The organism is Bradyrhizobium sp. SZCCHNS3016, assembly GCF_032484535.1.
Lineage (GTDB): Bacteria > Pseudomonadota > Alphaproteobacteria > Rhizobiales > Xanthobacteraceae > Bradyrhizobium.
Window position 1 is genome coordinate 49,380 of the sequence record NZ_JAUETE010000017.1, and the last position, 26,078, is coordinate 75,457.

Below are 26,078 nucleotides of genomic sequence, written 5' to 3' on the forward strand. Positions count from 1 at the left end.
GCCGACCTCAGGTGCCGGCGGCACGCAACTGCGCGCCGGTGCGCTGCAGATTGGCGGGCATGCTCATCAGGATGAGCTTGCGATCGGCCACCGCGTTGTGGAACTGCTCGAGCGCGATATTGAAGGCAGTCAGCGCCGCGTGCTCGATCGCGCCGTCCTCGAAGCAGGTCAGCGTGTTGCGCAGGATCTCGTCGGCCTCGGCCTGGAGCTGATCGAGCTCCTCGGTCGAATCGCACTTGCGCGCGATCGTGATCATCTCCAGCAGACGATCGCGCAGCGAGGTGTTGATGGTGCGTTCGTCGCGCTTGAGATAGCCGGCGAACCACGCGCCGGCCGAGCCCATCGCCGAAAGCGCCATCAGGCTCCACCAGATGTAGTCGCTGTAGCGGTCGAGGAAGGTCTTCTCCTCGCCATCGACGAAGGCCGCCGCGCCGGGATGAGCGGGGATCGCGGCGTCCTTGTCGGTGTCCGGCGTCTCGATCTTGGCGGCAAGCGGAAATTCCGACATCAGCTGCTGGCGCACCGAGAACAGCTGATGCGTGAACGTCGAGACCGTCGATTCGGCGAGACCCTTGCGTGCCACGATGTGGTGATTGAAGCTGATCGTCTTCACTTCATCTTCAGGGCGATCGGGCGCCCCGCCGAACGCGCCGGCCGGAATCTCGGTGGCCTCGTATTCGGGATGGTTCTGTGCGATGGCTCCGGCGGAATCGATGGCCAGGAAGGCGGGAGGGCCGCCCTCCTTGGTGGCGGCGGCGATCGCATCCGCCGTGATCTTGCTGTTGATGGGACCGGCCGCCAGATAGACATCGGCCCTCTGGCTTCGGACCGCTTCGGCGGCCTCGGTGATCGGGAATTGGACGATCTCGACCTTGCCGGGGTCGACGCCATATTGGCGCAGGATGACCTTCAGCAGGTTCGCGTTCGCCGGCGTCCGGCCGATGATGCCGACTTTGTGGCCCGCGAGCTGCGAGATCTTCGTGATCTTGGCGCCAGCTTTGCGGCTCTTGCCCTTGCCGGACGAGGGCACCCAGAGGACGACGACGTTCTTGCGCAGCGTCGCTACCGCCTGTGCGTTCTTTGGGACCTCCAGGTCGCCCCGCACGATCGCAAGATCGACCTTGGCGGCGGCCAGCGCCTGCGCGCTCTCGCCGGCGCCCTCGGTCGGAACCGGCCGCAGCCTGACGGAGGCGTGCGACTGGGAAAAGGCCTGGGTCAGGGCCTGGACGACCTTGAGGTCGTCGCTGTTGGGCGGACCGACCGCGATCTTGAGCACCACGGGACGCATCGCAAAATAATAGGCACCCGTCAAAGCGCCGACGACCGCGAGGATCCCGGCGATGACGATGAACACGGCAGGGCGCATCCGTGAGCGCTGCGCTGGCGTGGTCTGAGTATCTACCAGATTCCGTCCTCCGGTGGTCCCAGGCCGGGCGACGCCACCGGCGGCTTCGTCTGGCCACGTCGTCCTTCGATAGAGCTGAACTGTAGCAAATTTCTTGTCCGCCCGGGGTGACATCTGCGTCATGGTTACCACCGCACCAGTCCACCGCAGGATCGGGGCAGTTCCGAGCCCCTCCGGCATGGCGCCTGTGACAAGGCTCTGATCGGGATGCGTTTTCGGCTAGTCTTGGCAACCGGACACCGGCGCGATCCAGCCGGAGGTAGCCCCGCAATCGCCCGGACGCTGCCACGTGTCCGGTCGATTGCACCACAAGAGGAGATCGAGATGCCGCAACGATTGTCGGCGGAGGCACGCGCCACCGCCCTGCGGGAGCTTCCCGGCTGGTCCGAGGCGCAGGGTCGTGAGGCCATCGCTCGCACGTTCACGTTCAAGGACTTCAACGAGGCGTTCGGCTTCATGACCCGGGTCGCGCTGGTCGCTGAAAAGGCTGACCATCATCCCGAGTGGCGCAACGTCTACCGCACCGTCGAGGTGGTCCTCACGACCCATGACGCAGGCGGCGTGACCATGCGCGACATCGAGCTCGCCAAGGCGATGAATGCGATCGCCGCGACGATGCGCGGCTGAGGCCTTGGCGATGACGGCACGCGCCTTGCGGCCGGCGTCGCCATCACCACATCCGAGGGCGAGGACCGCGCCTCCAGCGCCGTCTGGAACCGGAGATCGGACATCATGTCGGATGCGACCGACTACAACGTTGGCTTCGAGCCCGCGGAGCGGCTGGCCCGGGATCGCGAGACCCTTCGCCGCCGTTTCTGGATCAAGTTCAAGAAGGTTGTCGCGCGGTTGCCGTTCGCCGAGGAGCTGCTTGCGGCGTATTACTGCGCCTTCGACAAGGAGACACCGCGGCACGTCCAGGTCGCCCTGCTCGGCGCCATCGCCTACTTCGTCGTGCCGTTCGACTTCATGCCTGACGTCTTGCCCATCCTCGGCTTCACCGACGACGCGGCGGTGCTCGCCACCGCCATCCGCATGGTCGCCTCGAACATCACGCCCGACCATCATGCCGCGGCCCGCGCCGTACTCGCGCGGCTGGCGGCAGACAAGAACGCTGACGTCGCGAAGGACGGCGAGAATATCGGCTGACGGCGGCTCGGGCCGGCAAGCCGGGTTCCCGCAGTCAGCGCCTCGGAAGGGCACAACGGTAAACAACAGCAAAAAGCCCCGCGTTCGCGGGGCTTTTCTCCTGATGGGACCTCGTCAAACGCTACGAGCTCAGCGCTGGCCGCGCGCCTGGGCGCGGGCGCTGCCGGTCTTCTCGGCCTCCCAGGCCTGGTACTGCTTGAACAGCGCCTCGCGGTCGGCCTCGCTCGGCATCGCCCTGCCGGCGCTGCTCTGCTTCAGGAAGTCATCGAAGCGGTCGCGCTGTGCGCCTTCCATGGCATGGCTCTCCAGCCATTTGCTCGCGGACGGCAGCCGCTGCCAGCCGGCCAGCGGCGCCGACAGCGAGACCTCCTTCCACTTCGGATGGAACGGGGGATTCTGGAATGCCGGGAATTTGGTGAAGAAGGCATCGACGAAGGTCGCGAGCTTGCGATAGCGGTCGGTGTTCGGCGCCCAATTATAGGCGGCGAGCACGGCCGGCACCGCGATCGTGTCGACCTTCTCGCCCTCGGCGATCAGGTTCGGATAGTCCTTCGCGGTCAGGGTCGCCGGCAGGTAGTCGGTCTGCAGCGGTCGATCGTAATCGACGTTGACGAGATGGAAGCGGCCGTCGTTGACGAAGGTGCTGACCGACTTGTAGGGCTTGCCGCCGACCACGATGACGGCATCGAGCTCGCCGCGCTTCAGCTTCTCCATCGCGATGCGCTGCTCGATATAGGCGAAGTTGGCGCGCAGGCCCAACCGCTCGAACACCGTCAGCGCCGTGACGAAGGTGCCGCCATTCGGCAGGTCGACGCTGACCCGGCGGCCTTCGAGGTCACGCAGCGTGCGCACCGCGCGCGGCGCGATGACCTGCATCTCCTCGTTGTAGAGCTTGGTGACGTAGGTGAACTGCCGCTTGATGTCCTTGGCGAAGCCCTTGCGCTCGAGATAGTCGAGCGTGTCGGCTCGGACGATGCCGAGATCGACACCCTGCAGGAACAGGATGTCGGCCACGCTCTGCACCGAGCCGCGGCCGACGATCGGCAAGACGCGCAGATTGTTGCCGTCATCGAGCAGCGAGGCCAGGTCGGCGCCGAACTGCACATAGGTGCCGCCGATGGTGCCGGTGATGAGCGTCACCGTGTTGGCGTTCAGCGCCTGCTTGGTCTGCACCGAGCCGAACTGGAAGATCGCCTTGAGGCTGTCGCTCACCTTGGCGGGGTCGAACTCGCCTTCCTCGGCGTGGGCAGCAAAGCCGCACGCTATCATCATCATTGCGGCTACGGCCGCTCCAACAACACGTCGCATCTGTCCCCCTCGATGTAAGGTTGGCACATGTTTGCGAGCCGGAACGCGGGCAGCACCAAGTCTCGCCTGGCGTCGCCCATGAACGGACTCGAAAATCACGCGTGAAACAAAAAAATGAAACGGGGCGGCATCGCTGCCGTCACGAGCGTTCAGTTCTGCAACTGATCGAGCCTGCGCTGCGCTTCGGTCGAGCCGAGCTGGGCGGCGCGGCGGTACCAGTTGCGCGCCGCAGCCGGATCGGCATTGATGTTGCGGATGTCCTTCGTTCCCAGCACGTGCGGATCGTAGGTCTGCGCAAGCATCAGCGCCGCGGCCGGTTCTTGCGCCTCGGCGGCGCGCTCCAGCAGCAGTCGGGCAGGCGGGATGTCACCCGCGGCCAGCAGGCTCTTGGCGCGTTTCATGATACCCGCGAGTTCGTCGGGATCGAGCCGGCGGACCTGCGCGGGCGGCGGAGCGGCGGTCACGGCGCCGAGGCCGGGTGCGACGATTGCCGATCCGGCGCCCGGCGAATTGATCGAGGATGGCTCCATCGCGCTCGGGGCCGGCGCGGATGGTGCCGTGGCGAAGCTCGGTGGTGCTGCAACCGGCGCGGGCTGCGTCACGGTGCGATTCTGCAGCGCTGTCTGGTAGGCGTTGGCGATGTCGTCACGCGTCGGGGCCACGGCTGCCGTCTGCACCGGCGCCGCCGCAGCCGGCGGCTCGGGCGGCAGTCGCGCCGGCTCGTTCAGCTGCATATCGCGCGCGGTGAGCTGCGTGTTGGTGGCCTGCGGCGGGGCCGTCGGATCCGGCGTGGCGCCGATGATGGAAGCCTTGGCACTGGCGATCAGGTCGCGCGTCGCATCCGAGGTGACAAGCGCGAAGAGCACCGCGACGCCGGCCGCAGCCACCACGGCGAGAAGAATCCGGGACGAGATCGAGACGCGGCGGGTCCGCGCCGGCCACTGGTCCTCGAAATGCGTGCTGTCGATCTGATTGCCGCTCTCATACTCAGAGAGGAACATCGGCATCGATTCGTCGTTTGGATAGTTGTCCTGGGTCGACCGGCCGAAACGATAGTTCGGTGGCCGCTCCTGAGGGAGCTCGTCGGGGAAAGGCCTGAAATCAGGCTCCGAAGGAGTTCTGTTGTTGAAACGCCCGCGCGTCGTCCGCTCAGCCATGGCCTTCATCCCCATCTCAACTTCACGCAACATACTTTTGGTCCCAAGCCCGTCAGAAGCTCGAGACACGTCACGATTGCCAGAGGCACCCCACTGCCGACAACTAATTGACTAATTGAATCCGACTAAAAGTGGACGAGAGCCGGCATGATTCTGGAAACATTTTGATCTGATTGTGGCAACGCACGTGCGACATCGCACGGCACCAAATCCAGAAACGTCGTGATAACAACGCCAAAGCCTCAAATTAACCACGCCATAATGTGGCGCAGTTGCGTTAACCAAGAAACGCTCGTTTTCGGATTTGCTGCTTCCGGTTGCGAATCCGTGACGCCGGCGCGGCAGCCCGCCGAACAAATTTGCGACCGCCGTGCAGCGCGCGGATGTCACAGCGACCTCGGGCCGGCCCGAGCAATCCGTCCGCAGAGCAGGCAGGGCTCTGCTCGGTTTGGTTGCGCGGATCAGGGCGAGGCTACCCCCGGGGATACGCACCCCGGGCGCCTTCATCGCACGTCCTCAGGGGTGCAGGATCACCTTGCCCATCGCCTGGCGGCCGGCGAGCACCTTCAAGGCATCGGCGGTCTGCGCCAGCGGGAAGGTGCGGTCGACATGCGACGACAGCTTGCCCTCTGCGGTCCACCGCACGAGCTTTTCGAGGTTGGCGCGGTTCTTGGCGGGGTTGAGTCGGGTCCAGGCGCCCCAGAACACGCCGCGGATATCGCAGCCCTTCAGCAGCGCGAGGTTCAGCGGCATCTTCGGGATGTCGCCGGCGGCGAAGCCGATCACCAGGAAGCGGCCCTCCCAGGCGATCGAGCGCAGCGCGGCTTCGGCATAGGTGCCGCCGACGGGATCGAAGATGATGTCAGCGCCCTTGCCGTCGGTGAGCCGCCGCAGCCCCTCCTTGAGATCCTCCTTGGCGTAGTTCAGCGTCAGTGTCGCGCCGTGCTGCCTGGCGAATTCGAGCTTCTCGTCCGAAGAGGCACAGGCGATGACCTTCAACCCCATCAGCTTGCCCAGCTCGCAAGCCGCAAGGCCGGTGCCGCCGGCCGCGCCGAGCACGGCCAAGGTCTCGCCCGGCTTCGGACTGGCGCGATCCTCCAGCGCATGCAGCGCAGTGCCGTAGATGATGATGATGCCGGCGGCGCGGTCGAAATCGAGATTGTCCGGAATCTTGACGATCGACGCTGCTGGCAGCGCGATCTTCTCGCGCGCGCCGTTATGGCCGCAGGAAGCGACGACACGGTCGCCGACCTTCAGGTCGGTGACGCCATCGCCAACGCTTTCGATGATACCCGCGACCTCCGCACCCGGCGAGAACGGAAACGGCGGCTTGATCTGGTACTTGCCCTGGATCATCAGGATGTCGAAGAAGTTCAGCGCCGCCGCCTTGATCGCAATCACAGCCTCGCCGGGACCGGCCACCGGATCGGGCACCTCGGTGAGGACGAGATCGTCGGGCTGGCAGAATTGCGAGCAGAGAATGGCTTTCATTGGCGCTCCTTGGTCGTTGGTGCCGGATCGAGGTCCGGCTTTGGGAACGTCATGCCGGATTTGCCGCCGCGCCACAATCATCATGAGGCCGCGGCATGTGCGCGGCGCCGGCCCAAGGACGCGGAGCGCCGGACAATCCAGGTCTGCGGCCTTTGCAAGCGAAGCGTTTAGCCGCTATCCATCGCGACCAAGGATCAGCGATTCCGGGCCATTTTCCAGTCACAATATTGGTGGAACGAAGTCGCGGGGGAACTCAACGTATCATGTTGTTCGGGCGATTGTTGACAACGCTGGTCGGCAGCGTGCTGCTGTTCGGAGCACCGAGCCTCGCTGCGGCACAGAGCGCTGCGCCGAGGGCCGCCGCTCCGCAATCGAAGGCGGCACCGAAATCGGAACCGAAGCCAGCCGTCCCGAATATCGGCGGGGCGGAACCGACGCTGATCGGACAGTTCGGCGGCTGGGGCGCCTATACCGCGATGCCCGGCGGCAAGAAGGTCTGCTTCGCGCTGGCCAAGCCGACATCTTCCAAGACCAATCCGCCCAACCGTCCGCGCGATCCAGCCTATGCCTTCGTGTCGACTCGGCCCTCCGAGAAGGTCTTCAACGAGGTCTCGATCATGATCGGCTATGCGCTGAAGCCCGGATTCGACGCCGCGGTGGAAGTCGGCGGCGCCTCCTATGCCATGTATACCCAGGGCGACGGGCTCTGGATCAAGAACGCCGCCGAGGAAGAGCGGATGGTCGATGCCATGCGCAAGGCGCCCGAGGCGGTGGTCAAGGGCGTCTCGGCCAAGGGCACAGAGACCACCGACGTGTTCTCACTGAAGGGCCTGGCCCAGGCGCTCGACCGCATCGCGCAGGATTGCCGCCGGTAGACGGCAGCCGCCGATACCGCTCGCCGGGCGGGTCGCATTTGCCGGCCGGATCGTTATATATGCCCGCTGAAAGCCTTCGGCCGCCGCGGCCGGGCAGCACTTTGGGCCCATCGACATGGCAACGACTGCCGGGCTGCGCGATTCCTCCGCGCCCCTCGAAAAGACTCCGCTCGAAACCTACGTCCCGCCGGCGAAACCTTCGCTGATCGGCCTGTCGCGCGCGGAGCTGGCGGCCAGGCTCGGCGACATCGGCGTGCCCGAGCGCCAGCAGAAGATGCGGGTGCAGCAACTATGGCACTGGATCTATTTCCGCGGCGCCAAGTCGTTCGACGAGATGACATCCGTGTCGAAGGACACGCGCACCGCGCTTGCCGAACGTTTCACGGTCGACCGTCCCGAGGTCGTGGCCGAACAGATTTCCAACGACGGCACCCGCAAATGGCTGCTGCGGCTGCCGAGCGGCGACGATCTGCAGAAGGCCCACGAGGTCGAGTGCGTCTACATCCCCGAGACCGATCGCGGCACCTTGTGCGTCTCGTCGCAGGTCGGCTGCACGCTGAACTGCGCGTTCTGCCATACCGGTACGCAGCGGCTGGTCCGCAACCTCACGGCGGGCGAGATCGTGGGCCAGGTCATGGTGGCGCGCGACCGGTTGAACGACTGGGCCGACCGCGAGACCCCGCTCGGCAACCGGCTGATCACCAACATCGTCATGATGGGGATGGGCGAGCCGCTGTACAATTTCGATGCGGTGCGCGACGCGCTGCTGATCGTCTCGGACAACGAGGGCATCGGCATCTCCCGCCGCCGGATCACGCTGTCGACCTCGGGCGTGGTGCCGAACATCAAGCGCGCCGGCGAGGAGATCGGCGTGATGCTGGCGATCTCGCTGCACGCCGTGCGCGACGAGCTGCGCAACGAACTGGTGCCGCTGAATCGCAAATATCCGATCCAAGAGCTGCTGCAGGCCTGCCGCGACTACCCGGGCGCCTCCAACGCGCGGCGCATCACCTTCGAATATGTGATGCTCAAGGGCGTCAACGATTCGCTCGATGACGCCAGGCTGCTGGTCAAGCTGCTCAAGGGCATCCCGGCCAAGATCAATTTGATCCCGTTCAATCCCTGGCCCGGCTCGGCCTATGAGTGCTCGGACTGGGAGCAGATCGAGAAGTTCTCCGAATACGTCTTCAACGCCGGCTACTCCTCGCCGGTGCGCACGCCGCGCGGCCGCGACATCCTCGCCGCCTGCGGCCAGTTGAAGTCGGAGACGGAGAAGCTGTCCGCGCGGGAGCGTCAGGCACTGCGCGCGATGGCGATGACCGATTGATGATTGATCGCGCCTGCATCTCCGAACAAGATCGTCATGCTCGGGCTTGACCCGGGCACCCATCAATTCATCGACTGAATGATGGATGGCCGGCTCAAGCCGGGCCATGACGAGCGAAGAAAGCGGGGCCTCGCTTGGGTAACACGGGTCTAAAGCCATGGCGCTGATTGGCCGTCTCTTCGTGATCGCTTTCGCCTTTCTCGGCGCGTGCTTCCTCGCGGGGCTGATCGTCGTGACCGCGATCCTGTTTCCGGAGTTCGCCGATCTCGGCAACGGCCCGATCGATCAGGGCGCGTTCGAGGTCATCATCGGCTTCGGCTTCATCTTCGTGTCGGGCTTCGCGCTGATCCCGGCGCTGCTGATCTCACTGATCACCGAGGCGTTCTCGATCCGCAGCGTGGTTGCTTATGCGATCGGCGGCGGGGTGGTCGGCGCAGCCTGCTATCTCGGTCTCGTCCCGTTCGATCCCGAGACCTTCCGCTTCGAAGGCATCGTGCGCCGCCATCTCGAGATCCTGACCGGCGCCGGCATCGTCGGCGGACTGGTCTATTGGCTGATTGCCGGGCGCAACGCCGGCCGCTGGCGCGAGCCGCCGCCGCGTCTGCCGCCACCGCCACCATTGCCGTCGGGATCGCCACGTTGAGCCGCCGGCCTTTCCATCGCCACCTGCTTTCGCTAAACCGCGCGTCATGAACCGGACCGGTCTCTTCATCGCATTGTCGCTCGCGCTCGTCATCGGCGTGCTGTTCGGTGTCTATCCCGAGCTCGATCTCAAGCTGGCCGCGCTGTTCTACGATCCGCGCACGCGCAGCTTCCCCTTGAAGCTCGACGGCTATGCCGCGTTCGCGCGCGATGCCGCGATGTGGCTCGCCTGGGGCATCGCGCTGCCGTCCATCGTTGCGCTGGTGGTGAAGCTCATCCGTCCCGACCGGCCCCTGCTGGTGAAGGGCCGCACCATGGCGTTCCTGCTGCTGACCTTGTCGCTCTCGGCCGGCGTGCTCACCAATTTCACCTTCAAATCCTATTGGGGCCGGCCGCGCCCGGTTGTCGTGGCCGAGTTCGGCGGCGACATGCAGTTCGTGCCGTGGTGGGATCCGCGCGGCGGCTGCGGCCGCAACTGCTCGTTCTTCTCTGGTGAGGGTGCCACCGCATTCTGGACCCTGGCGCCGGCCGCGCTGACGCCGCCGGCGATCCGGCCCGTCGCCTACGGCGCCGCCGTCCTGTTCGGCCTCGCCACCTCGGTGTTGCGGATGGCCTTCGGCGGCCACTTCCTCACCGACATCGCCGCCGCCGGCCTCGTCACCTTCATCGTGATCTGGCTGCTGCACGGCTACATCTACCGCTGGCCGTCCACCCGCCTCACCGATGCCGGCATCGACGCCGCGCTGACCCGCTTCGCCTGGCCGGGCTTCCGGCTGATGCGCCGGCTGTTCGGCCGCCGCCAGCCAGACACCAGCCCCGCGGCCTGAGCGCGGCGCGAAACCGATTAATCGCGTGCCGATCGAGGCGAAATCTGCTATTCGCGCCCGAATTTCTGAACGGCACAGCCCTAAACACTGGTTGGACTCCCCATGACCACGATCCTGAAAAGCCTGCCCAAGGGCGAGAAAGTCGGCATCGCCTTTTCCGGCGGCCTCGACACCAGCGCCGCGCTGCTCTGGATGAAGCAGAAGGGTGCGCGCTGTTTTGCCTACACGGCCAATCTCGGGCAGCCCGACGAGTCCGACTACGACGAGATCCCGCGCAAGGCGCTGAGTTTCGGCGGGGAGAAGGCGCGCCTCGTGGATTGCCGCACTCAGCTGGTGCATGAGGGCATCGCCGCGATTCAGTCGGGCGCCTTCCACATCTCGACCGGCGGCATCACCTATTTCAACACCACGCCGCTCGGCCGCGCCGTCACCGGCACCATGCTGGTCGCCGCGATGAAGGAGGACGGCGTCAACATCTGGGGCGACGGCTCGACTTACAAGGGCAACGATATCGAGCGGTTCTACCGCTACGGCCTGCTCACCAATCCCAATCTCAAGATCTACAAGCCCTGGCTCGACCAGCAGTTCATCGACGAGCTCGGGGGCCGCGCCGAGATGTCGGCGTTCCTGACCGCCAACGGCTTCAATTACAAGATGAGCGCCGAGAAGGCGTATTCGACGGACAGCAATCTGCTCGGCGCCACCCACGAGGCCAAGGATCTCGAGAGCCTCAGCAGCGGCATCCGCATCGTCAATCCGATCATGGGCGTGCCGTTCTGGCGCGAGGATTGCGCCGTGAAGCCGGAGACCGTCGTGGTCCGCTTCGAGGAAGGCCAGCCGGTCGCGCTGAACGGCCAAACCTTCAGCGATCCCGTGGCGCTGTTCCTGGAGGCCAACGCGATCGGCGGCCGTCATGGTCTCGGCATGAGCGACCAGATCGAGAACCGCATCATCGAGGCCAAGAGCCGCGGCATCTACGAGGCGCCGGGCATGGCGCTGCTGCACATCGCCTATGAGCGGCTCGTCACTGGCATCCACAACGAGGATACGATCGAGCAGTACCGCATCAGCGGCATGCGCCTCGGTCGCCTGCTCTATCAGGGCCGGTGGTTCGATTCGCAGGCCCTGATGCTGCGCGAGACCGCGCAGCGCTGGGTGGCGCGCGCCGTCACCGGTGAGGTGACCCTGGAGCTGCGCCGCGGCAACGACTACTCGATCCTCAACACCGAGAGCCCCAACCTGACCTACCAGCCGGAGCGGCTGAGCATGGAGAAGGTCGAGGACGCCGCGTTCACGCCTGCCGACCGCATCGGCCAGCTGACGATGCGCAATCTCGACATCACCGATACCCGCTCCAAGCTGAAGCTCTATTCGGACACGGGGCTGCTGTCGGGATCGGAAGGCGCGGAGATCTTCCAGCTCGGCCACGACAAGAGCTGAGTTGGAGCTGTCGAGCGCAATCCGCGCCGTCTCCACCGCTGTCGTCCCTGCGAACGCAGGAACCCATATCCACTGACTGACACGGTGAGAGCCGGCTGCTGCTCCAGCCATCGCAAAACTGGATCCTGTGAGTATGGGTCCCCGCGTTCGCGGGGACGACACCGAACAGGACGAAACGGATTGCCACTTACAAAAATGGCCGGGATCGCTCCCGGCCATTTTCATTTTTAGATCGGACGCAACCTCAGCGCGGCGGTGCCACGCCCGGAGGCGGCGGCGGCAGCGCGGCCTGGCCGCCATTGAGCAGCGGCGTGATGCGGCGGACCGTGACGCGCCGGTTGATGCGGCTCGGCCCCTGCGTCTGCTCCTTCAGATACTGCTCGCCATAGCCCTGCGAGGTCAGATTCTCCGCGGGGACGCCAAACTGCTGCGTCATCAGCGTGGCGACCGATTCGGCTCGGCGATCGGAGAGCGACAAATTGTCGGTCTCGTTGCCGACCGCGTCGGTGTGGCCTTCGATCAGGAAGACCTCGCGCGGGTTGCGCTGGATGGCCTGGTTGAGGCCGTCGGCGATGACCTGCAGCTTCGCCACCTGGTCGGGACCGATCTCCCACGATCCGGTTTCGAAAGTGATCGTGTTGAGATCGATCGACGGCATCAGCTGGCGCACCGACGGGGAGTAGCGGACCTCGTCGAGCGAGTAGCGGCGCTGGACGCGCTCCACCGGTGGCGCGATCAGCGTGTCGTAGATGACATCCGGCGGCGCCTCCTCGGCGTCGACGATGTAGCGGTTGTAGGGGATGCGGATCTCCGGCGGCGGCAGGTCGACATAGAAGCCGCCGACCGCGGCGGGATCGCGATAAGCGTTGTCGATGATGATGATCTCGCGGCCGCCGATATCGCGGCGGATGCGGCGCAGCAGCCGGCCGTCGGCCGCCGTGACCGTGATGATCTGGCTGCCGTCGGGGCGGATCACCACCGTGCGCGTCTCGCCGCGATCCTCCCGCTGCACGCGGATGTCACGCGCGCCGTAGCGGAAGCGCTCAAGCTCGTCGTGACGCACGAAGGACTGGCCGCTCGGATCGCGCACGATGACGCGTCCCGGCTCGTAGATCAGCGTGCGACCGCCCTCCTGGACCTCGCGGCGCTGGCCGCGGAAATCGTCCAGCCGCTGCGGCCCAGCCATCGGCGCGCCCGGCGCGATCGGCGTGAGCTGCTGTGCCGTCGGCGGTGGCGGCGCCGGGATGGGCGCAGTGACCTGCGGCGGCGGCCGATTGGACATGGCCGGGGGGCCGGCGGGCGGCACAGCGCCCGGACCGGCCTGCGGCGCGCCGGCGGGTCCCGGCCCCGGTCCAGCAGCACCGGGACCTGCCGCTGGAGGCGGCGCACCCGGAGCGCCTGGAGGCGTCCCCGGACGTCCGCCGGGCGTCGGGCTGCCGGACGGCGTGCCTTGCTGCGACGGCGTCTGGGTGGCCGCAGGCGCGGGTGGCGCCGGCGGGGTTCCCGGAGCAGGCGCGACCGTACCGGCCGGCGCGGTGGGAGCACCCCGCGGCGGGGGCCCGCCTTGCGGGGAGCCAGGCGGCGGGCCACCCGCGCCCGGCCGGCCTCCCGGCGCCGGTCCACCCGGAGGGGGAGTCGGCGCGGCGGAAGGCTGCGGCGAGGGGCTTGCGGCCGGCGGCGAATGGGGTGGCGCCGCTCCAGCCGGGGGCGGCGGCGTTCCAGGCCGCTGAGTCGGCGCGGCACTTGGAGGCGGAGCAGGGGGCGGAGGCGGAGCAACCACGGGCGGCGAAGGCGGCGTCGGCCGCGATGGTGCCGCAGCGGGCGGCGGCGGAGCAGGCGGAGCCGCCGGACGCGGGGGCTCGCGCACCACGGGCGGCGGGGCCGGCGGATGCGCCGGAGGCGCAGCGGCCGGCGGCGGCGGTGTCGGACGCGGCGGAGGAGCCGCAGGCGGCTCTGCGCGCGGCGGCGGGGGTGCGGGGCGCGGTGGCTCCGCACGCGGCGGCGGCGGGGGAGGTGGCGGGGGCGCGGGCCGCGGCGCCGCTGCCGGGGGAGGCGGCGGGGGAGCAGGACGAGGCGGAGCCGCCGCGGGCGGCGGCGGAGCTGCAGGCGGAGCCTGGTGGGGCGGTGCAGCGGCCGGCGGCGGGCCACCAGGCCGCTGCGGCGGGCCTGGCGGTTGACCATGCGGCGGTTGCTTGGGCCGACCGTCCGGGCCGACCTCGCCGCCGGGGCCGCCTGGACCCTGCGCCATGATCATCGGCGCGCTCTGCGCGTGGGAGCCGGAGCTCATTAGTTGCATCGCCGACAGCGCAGTCGTCGCCAGCAGCAGGACGCGAAGTTTGCTCATGTGTCTTGTTTTCCCGGAACGATCTTTTTCAAGCACGGAGAGATCAACGAGTATGCGTTAGGCCGGATTGTGGCGCAGTTCAAATCCGCAGGCGGATTTATTTCGACGCGAAACCACCACCGCAGGGCCGCCATTCAGGTTTCATTCAGTCTTGATTTTCAAGGGCTTGGCCCAATCGCCGAGATGCGGGACCGGCACACGGCCTGCCCCCTTCCCAGGCGATCATCATGACCCTCCAATCGCGGTCAATCCGTGGCCGGATTGGGCGTGGTCGGGCCGAGCGGCCCTCGGCCGGGGATTTCGTCTGGCGTCTGCCCGGGCAGCTCGCGCGGCGGCGCCGGCGCATCGGGTTCGTACACCGGCGGCGGAATGTCGGGCTGCGGATTGCCAACCGGATCCTCCGGCGGCGGTTCGACCGGGCGGCCCGGCGTCGCCGGCGGAATCTCTGGCGGTTCGATCGGCATCACATCGCAACCTTTCGATGGTCGCCGAGGTCGGGACGCGTGCCGCTGACGGCGGCTGCCGCCATCTTGACGTAGCGCACGATGGTGCCGGGCGAGTCCCAGAACTCGGCGTCGTCGGGCGTGATCTTCAAGAGGCGGATGTTCGGATCCTCGGCGCTGTCCCACCAGGCCTTGGCCGGCGTCGAGAACAGCTCGCGGATCTTGCCGCGATCGTTGGAAATTGCCGCGGTGCCCGTCAGGGACACGTATTTCTGGCTGCCGACGTCTGCGAACGACAGGTTGACCTGGGGCGATCGCGCGACCTCCTCGTCCTTGTGATGCCGCGCGTCGGTGAGAAAATAGATCATGTTTTCGTCGCGCGCGAGATAGGCGCTCATCGGCCGTGCCCGCAGCCTGTCACCGTCGCGGGTGACCAGCATCGCGAAGCCGATCCTCTTCATCAGGTCCCAAACGCGACCCTGGTCGCGCGCGTCGTCGTTGCTCATGGCCGGCTCCCTCGATGTCAGGGACGACAACGCCGCGTGGGGCGCCGATGTTCCGGACGTATTGGGGACGGCGACAGAATGCCGATTCAGCCGCGCGACAGCAGCGTGTTGCTGCGCGTGCGGCCGCATTCGCGGTAGCCGCGACCGAGCATGTCGGCGAGACAATCGTTCTGCCATTCGTCGCGCGATAGGTGTTCGATGACGACGGCCCGCGGCCACAACGCGGCAGGCGCGTCACGGAAGAAGCAGGTCAGCACGCGGTCCTCGAAGCCTTCCACGTCGATCTTCAGCGCATCGACCCTGGTCGCTCCGGCCTGTTCGAGGATGGTCTGCAGCCGCAACGACGGGACCTTGAATGCTTCAGCACCCGCCTCTCCGGTCACGATGTGGCTGGCGCCGAGATTGTCGCCATCGGTCTCGATCATCACCTCGCCGTCGCTCTCGCCTGCCGCCGCCGCGACGAGCCTGACCTGGGACAGCGCGGACGCATCGCGATTGAAGCTCAGCCGCGCATGTATGACCGGATGCGGCTCCACTGCGATCACGAGACCGCCCGGCCCGACGTGACGCGCGAGCGGCAAGGCGAACGTTCCGACATTGGCGCCAACGTCCACCACCACGCCGCCCGGCGGAACGTGGCTGCGCAGGAAATCCAGCTCCTCACGATTGTAGTCGGGATTGAACAGCGCACCACGTTCGGTCGCACTGACCTGATGATAGAAGCGGAAATTGGCGCCCTGATAGCCGACATCCAGAGGACCTGCCCCCAGCACGTTGACGACGCGCGTCAACATCGGCCGGAACGCGCCGCGCTTCAGGCCGGAGCCGTGCGCCAGCCGGATCACCAGCGCCTGGGCGGCATTCGGAGCGAAGGCACCAAAGGAGGGCGGAGAAGGATCGTTGTCGGGCGTCAAGGTCGCGTCCTGGGCTGAGGGCGACGTGTGATAGCCGGTTTCGCCGCGATCTCCAATGCAGGCGGCGTGGCCGCATTGTGTCGTCACCAGGACCGCGCTGAGGCAATACCCGAGCCGCTCAGGCCGCCTTGCGCTGACGCAGGAAGCGGCCGATCAGGCGACGCCGTCCCTTGCGCGGAATGAGATCAATGTCGCTGACGAGCTTGGCGCCGCCCTTGCGCCGCTCGAGCACGATCTTGCGGCTGTGGAAGGCCTCCAGCTCGGCACGATGCGCCACGCTGACGATGGTGGCCTTCGGCAGCTCGCTCGTCACGATCTCCATCATCCGGTCCTGGCTCTTCTCATCGAGCGCGGAGGTGGCTTCATCGAGCACGACGATGTCGGGGCTGTGCAGCAGCAGGCGCGCGAAGGCGAGACGCTGCTTCTCGCCGCCGGAGAGCGTCTGATCCCAGGGCGCGTCCTCCTCGATCTTGTCCTTGAGATGGTCGAGACCGACCTTGTGCAGGGCTTCGCCAACCTGCTCCACGTCCCAGTCCTCAGCGGCACCTGGATAGGCCACTGCGCGGCGCAGGCTGCCCGAGGGCACGTAGGGTCGCTGCGGCAGCATGAACAGCTTGCGGTCGGGATGGAAGTTGATGCTGCCGCCACCCCACGGCCACAGGCCGGCGATGGCGCGCACCAGCGTGCTCTTGCCGGTCCCGGATTCGCCAGCCACCAGCAGGCGCTCGCCGGGATCGACCACGACCTCGGTCTCGCCGACAACGGCGGTGCCGTCGTCGAGCGTGACCGACAAGTCGGTGAGGCTCAGCATCGCGTCGCCCATCGTCTCGCCGCGCTTGATGCGCCCAATGCCATCGCCGCGCTCGGCGCGCTCCAGCGCATCGAGCGACATCATCAGCGAGGCGATGCGGCGGGCGCAGGCGTTCCAATCGGCGAGGCGCGGATAGTTGTCGACAAGCCAGCCGAACGCGGTCTGCACGATCGTGAAGGCACTCGCCGCCTGCATGACCTGGCCGAGCGTCATGCTGCCGTCGAGAAATTTCGGCGCGCACAGCAGCAGCGGCACGACAGGGGCGATGAGGCTGGAGCCCTGCGACACCAGGGTGGTGCGCATGTGCTGGCCAGCGAGCCGCGCCCATTGCTGCAGCACGTTGCCGAACGTCCGGTCGATGCCGGCGCGCTCTTCAGTCTCGCCGCCGAGCAGGGCGATGCTCTCGCCGTTTTCGCGGACGCGGGTCAGGGTGTAGCGGAAATCGGCCTCGGCCTGGTTCTTGTCCTCGGAGACCTGCACGAAGCGGCGGCCGATCGTCATGATCGAGCCCGAGGCGATGGCGGCGTAGGCGATCGCGGCGATGACCAGAAAGCCGGGAATGGTGAGTTCGGTGGCGCCGAGATGCAGCGTCAGCGCGCCGCCGATGGTCCAGAGCACGACGATGAAGGTCGCAGCCGACAGCAGCGCCGAGGTCACGCCGGCGATGAAGTCGACCGGCGAATCGGTCGCGATGCGCAGATCCTCGGCGATCCGGTATTCCGGATTCTTGTGGTCGCCGCTGACGAGATTGAGCTGATAGTAGCGCCCGCTGGCCAGCCAGCGGGTGATGACGCTGTTGGTCAGCCACGCCCGCCAGCGCCGCTGGATCGACATGCGCGCATAGACCTGGGCGACGCCGAGAATGACGCTGCCGATCGCAAGCGGGAAGAAGATCGCGGTGAGATGAAAGACGGTCGCCGAATCGCGCTTCTCGATAGCGTCGAAGATCGACCGATTCCAGACGTTGATGCCGTACTGAAATCCGACAGTCGCAACGATCAGGAACAGCAGCCCGAGCGTGAACGCCCACGCCAGACCGTCGCCGCTCTTGCCCCAATAGCCGCGGGCGCTGATCCAGAACCGGGTCAGCAGATAGCGCTTACGCAGTTGCTCGGCCTCTTCGGGCGACAGCTCCGGATCAGGCTCCACCAGTTCGGGCGGCGGCGGCTCGACCTGGGTGCCATTCTCAGCGGCGATCTCGATGATCGGCGCCTTCTCGGACGCCTGTGCCCCCGGCCGCGCGATGTCCCGAACCTGTCCCATTCCGCGATAACAGCAACGCAACCAGAAGGTTCCCACCCGGGTTCCCGCGCAATTCGCGCCGCTTTCAGGGCACCTGCGTGTTCGGCGCCATCGGTGGGGCGCGATACAGCGGCACGGGAACGACCTTGTGCAGCACGCGCGACAATTCCTCGATCGAATAGGGCTTGCGCAGCAGCTCGAAACCGTGCGTGCCCTGCTGCACCAGCACATGGCTGTAACCGCTCGCCAGCACGACCGGCACGTTGAGCTCGAGCCGCCTGATTTCCTCGGCAAGCTCCAGCCCGGTCATGCCGGGCATTACGACATCGGTGAAGACGACGTCGAACCGGCTGGTGCCGCCGATCAACTCCTCCAGCGCGTCTCTGGCGTTGTCGACCAGCGTGGTGCGATAGCCGAGCTCGGCCAGCGCTTCGGTCGCCGATCTGCCGACGTCGATGTTGTCCTCGACCACCAGCACCGACATGCCTCGACCGCCGATCGGCTCCGCATGGCTGCCGTCCTCGCCACGCTGCACCTGGGCTGGAGCGACGCGCGGCAGATAGAGCGTGAACGTCGCGCCGCGACCCTTTTCGCTCGTGACCCCGATTTCGCCGCCGGACTGCTTGGCGAAGCCGAACACTTGCGAGAGACCGAGGCCGGTGCCCTGGCCGATGGTCTTGGTCGTAAAGAATGGCTCGAAGATGCGTCCGAAATGCTCCGACGGGATGCCGACGCCGGTGTCCTGGACGGTGATGACGACATAGCCCAGCGGCGGACGGTCGTGCGGCGCCGACGGCGTCGGCAGCGCCGCTGCTGGGGCGACGGTGATGCTGAGACGTCCCTGGCCGGCCATCGCATCGCGGGCATTGACGGCCAGGTTGATCAGTGCCGTCTCGAACTGGCCGGCGTCGGAATTGACGTAGCACGGCTCGTCGGGAACGGAGATCACGACCTCGACGCGTGACCCGACCAGGGTCTTGGTCATGTCGCGCAGGGCGACGACGCTGCGGCCGATGTCGAAGACCTCCGGCTTCAGCGTCTGGCGCCGGGCGAACGCGAGGAGCTGCGACGTGAGCTTCGATGCGCGCGCCACCGTATCCGAGATCGCGTCAATATAGCGCTGCCGCCGTTCATCAGCCAGATTCGGCCGGCGCAACAGATCGGCCGAGGCCCGGATCACGGTCAGCAGATTGTTGAAGTCGTGCGCGACGCCGCCGGTCAGTTGTCCCAGCGCCTCCATGCGCTGACCGTGCTTGAGCGCATCCTCGGCTTCAAGGCGGCGGGCGGCCTCGACGTGCAGGCGCTCGGTCCGCCGCCGGGCAAGGGCCAGGAAGACGATGAGCAGCGCGGTTGCCGGGATGCCGAAGATGAGGTGCCGGCCGATCGTGCCGAGCCAGCGGTTGCGGATGGTCGACGTCGCCAGCCCTGCCGAGACGTAGACGGGATAGCCACCGAGCCGCTGATAGCCGACGAGACGCTCGACGCCATCGACCGGCGAGATCTCGGTCACGAGCTGCTCCGTATCTGCGGCCCCGGCGGGGACGTCGCTGGGGTCGGCGGCCGCGCTTCTCCCGCCGGCCGGGAAGCGCGCCAGAATGAGGCCATCGAAGCGGCGCAGCGCGAAGTAGCTGCCGGGTGCCCGGCCGATCCGGGCATAGAAGTGCTCGAAATAATCCGGAAGCACCGAAGCCTGGATGATGCCGGTGAAGCTGCCGTCGTCGCTCTGACGGCGGCGGCTGATGCTGAAGAACGGCGCGCCCTGATAGGGCGGCCGCGGCGTCAACTGCGCGCCGATGAAGGTGCCGATGCTGTCCTTGACGTGGGCACTGAAGTAGTCGCGGTCGAGGAACGTCATGTCCGGCGCCGGATAGATCATGCTGTTGACCAGCGGCCGGCCATTGGCGTCGAACACCCAGGCGGACTTCATCTGCGGCAGCGCATCCGATAATTGCCGCAACCGGGCATGCAGCACCTGCTCGCGCGCCTTGATGTCGGCATCCGACAGGTCGCGGACGACCTCGTCGATCTCCGAGAGGCTGCGTTCGATGGTCTCGAACACCTTCAGCGCGTGCTCGTGGACAACGTCGAGCGATCGGCGGATCTCGCGATCGGCCTCCTCATGTGTCGTGCCGTGGGATACGTAGGCCGCGATCACGAACAGCGCGACGGGAAGCGCGAGGGACGCGATCATCATCCAGCGCAGCATCGTCAGCGATTTGCGTTGTGCGGTCTGCACGGTCGCTCCGGCTTCAAAGGGCCACGAGCTTAACGCAATCGACGGCAGCTACAAACTAGCCGCGCCCGGAACTTGCACCAGTTTCGGGCGCGGAAGGTCAGATCGAAAGTGGTCGGCCCGGCTATATCTGCCGCTCGACCAGCTTGAGCTTCAGCTCCGCGATCGCCTCGGCCGGGTTGAGCCCCTTCGGGCAGGCCTTGGCGCAGTTCATGATGGTGTGGCAGCGATACAGCCGGAACGGATCCTCGAGATTGTCGAGCCGCTCGCCGGTCGCCTCGTCGCGGCTGTCCTTGACCCAGCGGTTGGCCTGCAGCAGCGCGGCCGGACCGAGATAGCGCTCGCTGTTCCACCAGTAGCTCGGGCACGAGGTCGAGCAACAGGCGCACAGGATGCACTCGTAGAGGCCGTCGAGCTTCTCGCGATCCTCGTGGCTCTGCCGCCATTCCTTCTGCGGCGTCGGCGAGGTCGTCTTCAGCCAGGGCTCGATCGAGGCATATTGCGCGTAGAAATTGGTGAGGTCCGGCACCAGGTCCTTCACGACAGGCTGATGCGGCAGCGGATTGATCTTGACCGCGCCGTCCTTCACGTCGTGCATCGACTTGGTGCAGGCCAGGGTGTTCTGGCCGTCGATGTTCATCGCACAGGAGCCGCACACGCCCTCGCGGCAGGAGCGGCGGAAGGTGAGCGACGGATCGATGTGGTTCTTGATCCAGATCAGCCCGTCCAGCACCATCGGGCCGCAATCTTTGACGTCGACGTAATAGGTATCGACGCTCGGATTCTTGCCGTCGTCCGGATTCCAGCGATAGACCTTGAACTCGCGAACCTCGGCGGCGCCGGCCGGCTTGGGCCAGGTCTTGCCGCCGGTGATCTGAGAATTCTTCGGAAGTGCGAACTCAGCCATTTCGGAAGGCCTTCTTGGGTTTGACGGACGGGCTCAGGTCACACGCGATCAGTACACGCGCGCCTTCGGCGGAATGTACTGCACGTCGTTGGTCATGGTGTAGTTGTGCACCGGACGGTAATCGATCGTGGTCTTGCCATCCTTGCTGTCGATCCACGCCAGCGTGTGCTTCATCCAGTTCGTGTCGTCGCGATCCGGGAAGTCCTCGCGTGCATGGGCGCCGCGGCTCTCGGTCCGGTTCGCCGCCGAGTCCATCGTCACGACCGCCTGCGCGATCAGATTGTCGAACTCCAGCGTCTCGATCAGGTCGGAATTCCACACCAGCGAGCGGTCGGACACTGCGATGTCGCCGATGCCGCCATACACCTTGTGAATCAGGTTGTGGCCTTCCTGCAGCACCTCGCCGGTGCGGAACACGGCACAGTTGGTCTGCATCACGTTCTGCATGCTCTCGCGCAGCTTCGCGGTCGGCGTGCCGCCGGAGGCGTGGCGATATTGATCGAGCCGGCTCAGCGCCTTATCGGCGGAGTCCTTCGGCAGGTCCGGCTGCTTGCCGTTCGGCGTCAGCTTCTCGGCCAGACGCAGCGCCGCCGCGCGGCCGAACACCACGAGGTCGATCAGCGAGTTCGAGCCGAGCCGGTTGGCGCCGTGCACGGAGACGCAGGCCGCCTCGCCCACCGCCATCAGGCCGGGCACGATCGCGTTGTCGTCGCCGTCCTTCTTGGTCAGCACCTCGGCGCGATAGTTGGTCGGGATGCCGCCCATGTTGTAGTGCGCGGTCGGCACGATCGGGATCGGCTCGCGCGTGACGTCGACATTGGCGAAGATCTTGGCGGATTCGGAGATGCCGGGCAGGCGCTCCTGCAGCACCTTCGGATCGAGATGGTCGAGATGCAGGAAGATGTGGTCCTTCTTCCGGCCGACGCCGCGGCCTTCGCGGATCTCGACGGTCATCGCGCGCGAGACGACGTCTCGCGAGGCGAGGTCCTTTGCGGACGGCGCATAGCGCTCCATGAAGCGCTCGCCCTCGGCGTTGACGAGATAGCCGCCCTCGCCGCGCGCACCTTCGGTGACAAGACAGCCCGAGCCATAGATGCCGGTCGGGTGGAACTGCACGAACTCCATGTCCTGCAGCGGCAGGCCGGCGCGCAGCGCCATTCCGCCGCCGTCACCGGTGCAGGTGTGCGCCGAGGTGCAGGAGGCATAGGCGCGGCCATAGCCGCCCGTCGCCAGGATCGTGGTCTGGGCGCGGAAGCGGTGCAGCGTGCCGTCATCGAGCTTGAGCGCGATGACGCCACGGCAGACGCCCTGGTCGTCCATGATCAGGTCGATGGCGAAGAACTCGATGAAGAACTCCGCGGCGTGCCGCAGCGACTGGCCATACATGGTGTGCAGCATGGCGTGGCCGGTGCGGTCGGCGGCGGCGCAGGTGCGCTGCGCCTGGCCCTTGCCGTAGTCCAGGGTCATGCCGCCGAACGGCCGCTGGTAGATCTTGCCGTCCTCGGTGCGCGAGAACGGCACGCCCCAATGCTCGAGCTCGTAGACCGCCTCGGGCGCGTTGCGCACCATGTATTCGATCGCGTCCTGGTCGCCGAGCCAGTCCGACCCCTTGACGGTGTCGTACATGTGCCAGCGCCAGTCGTCCTGATGCATGTTGCCGAGCGAGGCCGAGATGCCGCCCTGCGCCGCCACCGTATGCGAGCGGGTCGGGAACACCTTGGTGATGCAGGCGGTGCGCAGGCCCGCCTCGCTGCAGCCGACGACCGCGCGCAGGCCTGCGCCGCCGGCGCCGACCACGACGACGTCATAGGTGTGGTCCTCGATCGGATATGCTTTTCCGTTCGTCGCGGGCGCGCCGTTCGCGCTGCCATTTGCTCCGCCGGCCATGGCCTAGACTCCAGTGGACAGTTTGATGAGGGCGTAGATCGAGGCGAGCGCCACGGTCACCGCGAAGAAGTTGTTGGCCATGATCGCGACGAGCTTGAGCGGCTCGCTGTGCACGTAGTCCTCGATCACGACCTGCATGCCGATCTTCATGTGCCAGCAGCTCGCGATCACGAACAGCAGCATGATCACGGCAATCGGAATCGAGCCCAGGATCTGCGCCGCGCCGGCCTGGTTGCGGCCGAGCAGCATGATCACCACGATCACGACCGGCACGATCAACAGGGTCATCGCGACCGCGGTGATGCGCTGGCGCCAGAAATCACCGGTGCCCGAATGGGCCGCGCCGAGGTTGCGGACGCGCCCGAGCGGGGTGCGCATCGACTTCGCGCGTGCGTTGCTCATCGGCCGCCTCCCACTGCGTAAGCCACGATCCAGACCAGGACAGTCAACGTGATGCCCCCGATCAGGGCGCCCCAGGTGAGCGTCTCGCGCTCATTGGGCTTGAAGCCGTAGCCGAGATCCCAGACGAAGTGGCGGATGCCGGACAAGAGATGGTGCAGCAGCGCCCAGGTGTAGCCGAACACGATCAGGCGGCCGACGAAGCTGCCCATGAACCCCTGGACGTAGGAGTAGGCGCTGGGACCAGACGCGGCGGCGATCAACCACCAGGCCAGCAGCAGCGTCCCGAAATATAGTGCAACCCCGGTGGCGCGATGGACGATCGAGAGGATCATCGTCAGCGTCCAGCGGTAGGTTTGCAGATGCGGCGAAAGCGGTCGTTCGATCCTGGCTGTCATTGGTTGCTTTGATGATTTCTTGTGGGCCGTGAACGGAAGGGGCTTGCGGCCATGTGGATCGGCAAGGCGGGCTTTATTTACGGAGAAGGAACAGGCGTTGCAACGAACAAATCGCCCAAAACCGAACGACGATTCAGTACTAGGCGACCGGTGGAAAAAGGGCCAATGGCCGCCGTGGTATACCAGAAACCGTTCACGGCCGGATGCGGCGAACTATTGTTCATTCCTATCTCCTCAGCAAGGCCGCGCCCAACGCGGCGAGACTGTTGAAGGGCACGGAATGTCGAGCATTGATTCACCGCTTAACCACGGTCCTGAGAGAGCCGGTTTCGCGACAAGAGCCAGCGTCATCTGATGATTCTGCAAACCTGCCCAGAGCGATTCGCGGAGCAACAACCCGCACCGCGACCGCCTGCGCTGGAGCAAATCTCCCTCGATCTCTCCCGTTCCTGGCAACGCCGCGCAGCCCTCCGCCGGTCGATTTTGCCGCATATCGCCGCCGGGCGAAGCAGCTTAGTCTGAGCGAGGTACAATAGACGCGGTGCAGGGAGCCTCGATGCCGCTGCCGACGGTCCGACCGACAACCACCGAACGCCCGGCGGCACTGCCGGCGCGCAAGGTGTCGTCGCACGAGCCCGTCGAGGAGCCCCTGACCTGCGTGCTCGGCTTCACCGCCGCAGGCCTGTTCGCTGCCTGTCTCGCGCTGGCCATCCAGCATGAGATTGCCTCGCTCGCCGTGCTCGAATTCGTGCTGATCTGCGCCGCGCCGCCGCTGGCCGCGCTCGCCGGCCTCGCGATCGGACGACGGCGCTAGGCCGCCGTCACTTCGTATAGATGTCCTTGTACTGATCACGCAGCACGTTCTTCTGCACCTTGCTCATCGCATTGCGCGGCAGCTCGTCGACCACGAACACGCGCTTGGGCATCTTGAATTTTGCCAATCGGCCGTCGAGGCCCTTGAGCACGCCGGCCTCGCTGACATCAGCCCCCGGATGGCGCACCACGACCGCGGTGACACCTTCGCCGAAATCAGGATGCGGCACACCGATGACGGCGGACTCGACCACGCCCGGCATGGCGTCGATCTCGCTCTCGATCTCCTTCGGGTAGACGTTGAAGCCGCCGGAGATCACGAGATCCTTGCCGCGGCCGACGATGTGGACGTAGCCCTGTTTGTCGATCTTGCCGAGATCGCCGGTGATGAAGAAGCCATCGTCACGGAATTCCGACTTGGTCTTCTCAGGCATACGCCAATAGCCCTTGAACACGTTCGGGCCCTTCACCTCGATCATGCCGATCTCGTCGCGCGCGAGCTCCTTGGCCGTTTCCGGATCGGTGACGCGCACCGAGACTCCGGGCAGCGGGAAGCCGACCGCGCCGGGCACGCGCTCGCCCTCGTAAGGATTCGACGTGTTCATGTTGGTCTCGGTCATGCCGTAGCGCTCGAGGACGGCATGGCCGGTCCGCGCGAACCATTCGCGATGGGTATCGGCGAGCAGCGGCGCCGAGCCGGAGATGAACAGCCGCATGTGGCTGGTCGTCTCCTTCGACAGCCGCGGGTTCTGCAACAGCCGCGTGTAGAACGTCGGCACACCCATCAGCACGGTGGCGCGCGCCATCAGGTTGATGATCAGGTCCGGATCGAGCTTGGGCAGGAAGATCATCGACGCCCGCGCGAACAGCGTGACGTTGCTGGCCACGAACAGGCCATGGGTGTGATAGATCGGCAGCGCGTGGATCAGCACGTCGTCCTTGGTGAAGCGCCAGTAGTCGATCAGGGTCAGCGAGTTCGAGGCGAGATTGTCGTGAGACAGCATCGCGCCCTTGGAGCGGCCGGTGGTGCCCGACGTATAGAGAATGGCGGCGAGATCGTCGGCGCTGCGCGGCACGGTGGTGAAGGCGGAGCCGGCCTTGTCGGCGGCTTCCGTCAGCGAGCCGGTGCCCGACGCATCGAGCGTTTCCACCTTGGCGCCGACCTTGGCCGCCAGCGCGCCGATGCCCTCGGCCTTGGCCGGATCGCAGACGACGACGGTCGGCTCGGCGTCGCCGATGAAATAGTCGAGCTCGTTGAGCGTATAGGCGGTGTTGAGCGGCAGATAAACGCCGCCTGCACGCACCGTGGCGAGATAGAGCACGAGGCCGGACACCGACTTCTCGGTCTGCGCCGCAACCCGGTCGCCCGGCTTGACGCCGCGAGCCGCCAGCACGTTCGCCATCTGCCCTGCCCGCGCGATCAGGTCGCCGTAGGTGATGCGCTGGCCGTCATGGGTCTCGATCGCCAGGCGGCTGGGATCGTCGAGGCCATCGAACAGGCGGGAGAACAGATTGGCGTTGGCGGCTTGGTTCATGCAACATTCCCCTGGGAGCATCGGCAGG

23 protein-coding genes are annotated in these 26,078 nt (G+C 66.4%); 8 read left to right on the plus strand and 15 right to left on the minus strand.

The genetic code is table 11. The annotated features are described in order from the left end of the window. Window positions 1–7 precede the first annotated feature (7 nt). Window positions 8–1,354 carry a TAXI family TRAP transporter solute-binding subunit gene (locus QW881_RS27385; protein ID WP_316159110.1) on the minus strand — a complete coding sequence of 449 codons (1,347 nt, stop codon included), beginning with the start codon at window positions 1,352–1,354 and terminating at the stop codon, window positions 8–10. Window positions 1,355–1,612: 258 nt separating this feature from the next. Here QW881_RS27385 and QW881_RS27390 point away from each other — a divergent pair, with 258 nt between their 5' ends. Together QW881_RS27390 and QW881_RS27395 are read left to right on the plus strand one after the other, a co-directional pair. Beyond that, window positions 1,613–2,032: a 4a-hydroxytetrahydrobiopterin dehydratase gene (locus QW881_RS27390; RefSeq protein WP_316159111.1), complete on the plus strand. Its 420-nt coding sequence runs from the start codon at window positions 1,613–1,615 to the stop codon at window positions 2,030–2,032. A 105-nt stretch (window positions 2,033–2,137) separates the two neighbouring features. Beyond that, window positions 2,138–2,551, plus strand: coding sequence for a YkvA family protein (locus QW881_RS27395; protein WP_315758657.1), 414 nt, complete (start codon window positions 2,138–2,140; stop codon window positions 2,549–2,551). 129 nt (window positions 2,552–2,680) lie between these two features. Here QW881_RS27395 and QW881_RS27400 read toward each other — a convergent pair whose 3' ends face one another. The 3 genes from QW881_RS27400 to QW881_RS27410 all read right to left on the minus strand — a co-directional run bounded on the left by QW881_RS27400 (window position 2,681) and on the right by QW881_RS27410 (window position 6,507). Beyond that, window positions 2,681–3,859 carry a TAXI family TRAP transporter solute-binding subunit gene (locus QW881_RS27400; RefSeq protein WP_315740459.1) on the minus strand — a complete coding sequence of 393 codons (1,179 nt, stop codon included), beginning with the start codon at window positions 3,857–3,859 and terminating at the stop codon, window positions 2,681–2,683. Between the two features lie 149 nt (window positions 3,860–4,008). Next, window positions 4,009–5,016: a hypothetical protein gene (locus QW881_RS27405; RefSeq protein WP_316159112.1), complete on the minus strand. Its 1,008-nt coding sequence runs from the start codon at window positions 5,014–5,016 to the stop codon at window positions 4,009–4,011. Between the two features lie 516 nt (window positions 5,017–5,532). Then, window positions 5,533–6,507, minus strand: coding sequence for an NADPH:quinone oxidoreductase family protein (locus QW881_RS27410; RefSeq protein WP_315740457.1), 975 nt, complete (start codon window positions 6,505–6,507; stop codon window positions 5,533–5,535). A gap of 263 nt (window positions 6,508–6,770) precedes the next feature. Between QW881_RS27410 and QW881_RS27415 the strand changes: the two genes are divergently transcribed. The 5 genes from QW881_RS27415 to argG all read left to right on the plus strand — a co-directional run bounded on the left by QW881_RS27415 (window position 6,771) and on the right by argG (window position 11,618). Then, entirely contained in the window at window positions 6,771–7,382 is a 612-nt protein-coding gene (locus QW881_RS27415) for an invasion associated locus B family protein (RefSeq protein WP_316159113.1), read from the plus strand. 115 nt (window positions 7,383–7,497) lie between these two features. Further along, a complete protein-coding gene (rlmN, locus tag QW881_RS27420; RefSeq protein WP_315758651.1) occupies window positions 7,498–8,709 on the plus strand; it encodes a 23S rRNA (adenine(2503)-C(2))-methyltransferase RlmN in 1,212 nt (403 codons plus the stop codon). A 157-nt stretch (window positions 8,710–8,866) separates the two neighbouring features. Then, window positions 8,867–9,352, plus strand: coding sequence for a hypothetical protein (locus QW881_RS27425; protein ID WP_315740454.1), 486 nt, complete (start codon window positions 8,867–8,869; stop codon window positions 9,350–9,352). A 46-nt stretch (window positions 9,353–9,398) separates the two neighbouring features. Beyond that, window positions 9,399–10,178 (plus strand): phosphatase PAP2 family protein, encoded by a 780-nt coding sequence (locus QW881_RS27430; protein ID WP_315758650.1) that lies wholly within the window; start codon window positions 9,399–9,401, stop codon window positions 10,176–10,178. A 102-nt stretch (window positions 10,179–10,280) separates the two neighbouring features. Next, a complete protein-coding gene (argG, locus tag QW881_RS27435) occupies window positions 10,281–11,618 on the plus strand; it encodes an argininosuccinate synthase (RefSeq protein ID WP_315758649.1) in 1,338 nt (445 codons plus the stop codon). A 244-nt stretch (window positions 11,619–11,862) separates the two neighbouring features. On the opposite strand, the gene QW881_RS27440 is transcribed toward argG, so the two are convergent. The 10 genes from QW881_RS27440 to sdhC form a co-directional block, all read right to left on the minus strand. Next, window positions 11,863–13,962 (minus strand): OmpA family protein, encoded by a 2,100-nt coding sequence (locus QW881_RS27440; RefSeq protein ID WP_315758647.1) that lies wholly within the window; start codon window positions 13,960–13,962, stop codon window positions 11,863–11,865. Window positions 13,963–14,207: 245 nt separating this feature from the next. Further along, window positions 14,208–14,426: a hypothetical protein gene (locus tag QW881_RS27445; protein WP_315758646.1), complete on the minus strand. Its 219-nt coding sequence runs from the start codon at window positions 14,424–14,426 to the stop codon at window positions 14,208–14,210. Further along, on the minus strand, window positions 14,426–14,911 hold the full coding sequence (locus tag QW881_RS27450) for a pyridoxamine 5'-phosphate oxidase family protein (RefSeq protein WP_315758645.1): 486 nt from the start codon (window positions 14,909–14,911) through the stop codon (window positions 14,426–14,428). Before QW881_RS27450 ends, QW881_RS27445 begins: the two co-directional genes overlap by 1 nt. 86 nt (window positions 14,912–14,997) lie before the next feature. After that, complete coding sequence (locus QW881_RS27455; protein ID WP_316159114.1) at window positions 14,998–15,825, minus strand: FkbM family methyltransferase; 828 nt, start codon at window positions 15,823–15,825, stop codon at window positions 14,998–15,000. 118 nt (window positions 15,826–15,943) lie between these two features. Continuing rightward, on the minus strand, window positions 15,944–17,899 hold the full coding sequence (locus tag QW881_RS27460) for an ABC transporter ATP-binding protein/permease (RefSeq protein ID WP_315758643.1): 1,956 nt from the start codon (window positions 17,897–17,899) through the stop codon (window positions 15,944–15,946). Window positions 17,900–17,963: 64 nt separating this feature from the next. Further along, window positions 17,964–20,114, minus strand: coding sequence for an ATP-binding protein (locus QW881_RS27465; RefSeq protein WP_315758642.1), 2,151 nt, complete (start codon window positions 20,112–20,114; stop codon window positions 17,964–17,966). 121 nt (window positions 20,115–20,235) lie between these two features. Further along, on the minus strand, window positions 20,236–21,018 hold the full coding sequence (locus QW881_RS27470) for a succinate dehydrogenase iron-sulfur subunit (RefSeq protein WP_315740445.1): 783 nt from the start codon (window positions 21,016–21,018) through the stop codon (window positions 20,236–20,238). A gap of 48 nt (window positions 21,019–21,066) precedes the next feature. Then, on the minus strand, window positions 21,067–22,905 hold the full coding sequence (gene sdhA / locus QW881_RS27475; protein WP_315758641.1) for a succinate dehydrogenase flavoprotein subunit: 1,839 nt from the start codon (window positions 22,903–22,905) through the stop codon (window positions 21,067–21,069). Between the two features lie 3 nt (window positions 22,906–22,908). Next, entirely contained in the window at window positions 22,909–23,283 is a 375-nt protein-coding gene (gene sdhD / locus QW881_RS27480) for a succinate dehydrogenase, hydrophobic membrane anchor protein (RefSeq protein WP_315740508.1), read from the minus strand. A gap of 20 nt (window positions 23,284–23,303) precedes the next feature. Beyond that, entirely contained in the window at window positions 23,304–23,702 is a 399-nt protein-coding gene (gene sdhC / locus QW881_RS27485; protein WP_315758640.1) for a succinate dehydrogenase, cytochrome b556 subunit, read from the minus strand. 556 nt (window positions 23,703–24,258) lie between these two features. Here sdhC and QW881_RS27490 point away from each other — a divergent pair. Further along, window positions 24,259–24,516 (plus strand): hypothetical protein, encoded by a 258-nt coding sequence (locus tag QW881_RS27490; protein WP_315758639.1) that lies wholly within the window; start codon window positions 24,259–24,261, stop codon window positions 24,514–24,516. 7 nt (window positions 24,517–24,523) lie between these two features. Here the strand turns inward: QW881_RS27490 and QW881_RS27495 are convergent, their stop codons facing one another. Next, window positions 24,524–26,050 carry a malonyl-CoA synthase gene (locus QW881_RS27495; protein ID WP_315758638.1) on the minus strand — a complete coding sequence of 509 codons (1,527 nt, stop codon included), beginning with the start codon at window positions 26,048–26,050 and terminating at the stop codon, window positions 24,524–24,526. Window positions 26,051–26,078 lie beyond the last annotated feature (28 nt).

Coding starts and splice junctions, on each gene's coding strand:
- QW881_RS27395 (WP_315758657.1), top strand. CDS start 2,138: ATGTCGGATGCGACCGACTACAACGTTGGCTTCGAGCCCGCGGAGCGG.
- QW881_RS27415 (WP_316159113.1), top strand. CDS start 6,771: ATGTTGTTCGGGCGATTGTTGACAACGCTGGTCGGCAGCGTGCTGCTG.
- sdhC (WP_315758640.1), bottom strand. CDS start 23,702: ATGACAGCCAGGATCGAACGACCGCTTTCGCCGCATCTGCAAACCTAC.
- QW881_RS27390 (WP_316159111.1), top strand. CDS start 1,613: ATGCGTTTTCGGCTAGTCTTGGCAACCGGACACCGGCGCGATCCAGCC.
- QW881_RS27425 (WP_315740454.1), top strand. CDS start 8,867: ATGGCGCTGATTGGCCGTCTCTTCGTGATCGCTTTCGCCTTTCTCGGC.
- QW881_RS27470 (WP_315740445.1), bottom strand. CDS start 21,018: ATGGCTGAGTTCGCACTTCCGAAGAATTCTCAGATCACCGGCGGCAAG.
- sdhA (WP_315758641.1), bottom strand. CDS start 22,905: ATGGCCGGCGGAGCAAATGGCAGCGCGAACGGCGCGCCCGCGACGAAC.
- QW881_RS27405 (WP_316159112.1), bottom strand. CDS start 5,016: ATGGCTGAGCGGACGACGCGCGGGCGTTTCAACAACAGAACTCCTTCG.
- QW881_RS27410 (WP_315740457.1), bottom strand. CDS start 6,507: ATGAAAGCCATTCTCTGCTCGCAATTCTGCCAGCCCGACGATCTCGTC.
- QW881_RS27430 (WP_315758650.1), top strand. CDS start 9,399: ATGAACCGGACCGGTCTCTTCATCGCATTGTCGCTCGCGCTCGTCATC.
- argG (WP_315758649.1), top strand. CDS start 10,281: ATGACCACGATCCTGAAAAGCCTGCCCAAGGGCGAGAAAGTCGGCATC.
- QW881_RS27460 (WP_315758643.1), bottom strand. CDS start 17,899: ATGGGACAGGTTCGGGACATCGCGCGGCCGGGGGCACAGGCGTCCGAG.
- QW881_RS27490 (WP_315758639.1), top strand. CDS start 24,259: ATGCCGCTGCCGACGGTCCGACCGACAACCACCGAACGCCCGGCGGCA.
- rlmN (WP_315758651.1), top strand. CDS start 7,498: ATGGCAACGACTGCCGGGCTGCGCGATTCCTCCGCGCCCCTCGAAAAG.
- QW881_RS27450 (WP_315758645.1), bottom strand. CDS start 14,911: ATGAGCAACGACGACGCGCGCGACCAGGGTCGCGTTTGGGACCTGATG.
- QW881_RS27440 (WP_315758647.1), bottom strand. CDS start 13,962: ATGAGCAAACTTCGCGTCCTGCTGCTGGCGACGACTGCGCTGTCGGCG.
- QW881_RS27495 (WP_315758638.1), bottom strand. CDS start 26,050: ATGAACCAAGCCGCCAACGCCAATCTGTTCTCCCGCCTGTTCGATGGC.
- QW881_RS27400 (WP_315740459.1), bottom strand. CDS start 3,859: ATGCGACGTGTTGTTGGAGCGGCCGTAGCCGCAATGATGATGATAGCG.
- sdhD (WP_315740508.1), bottom strand. CDS start 23,283: ATGCGCACCCCGCTCGGGCGCGTCCGCAACCTCGGCGCGGCCCATTCG.
- QW881_RS27445 (WP_315758646.1), bottom strand. CDS start 14,426: ATGCCGATCGAACCGCCAGAGATTCCGCCGGCGACGCCGGGCCGCCCG.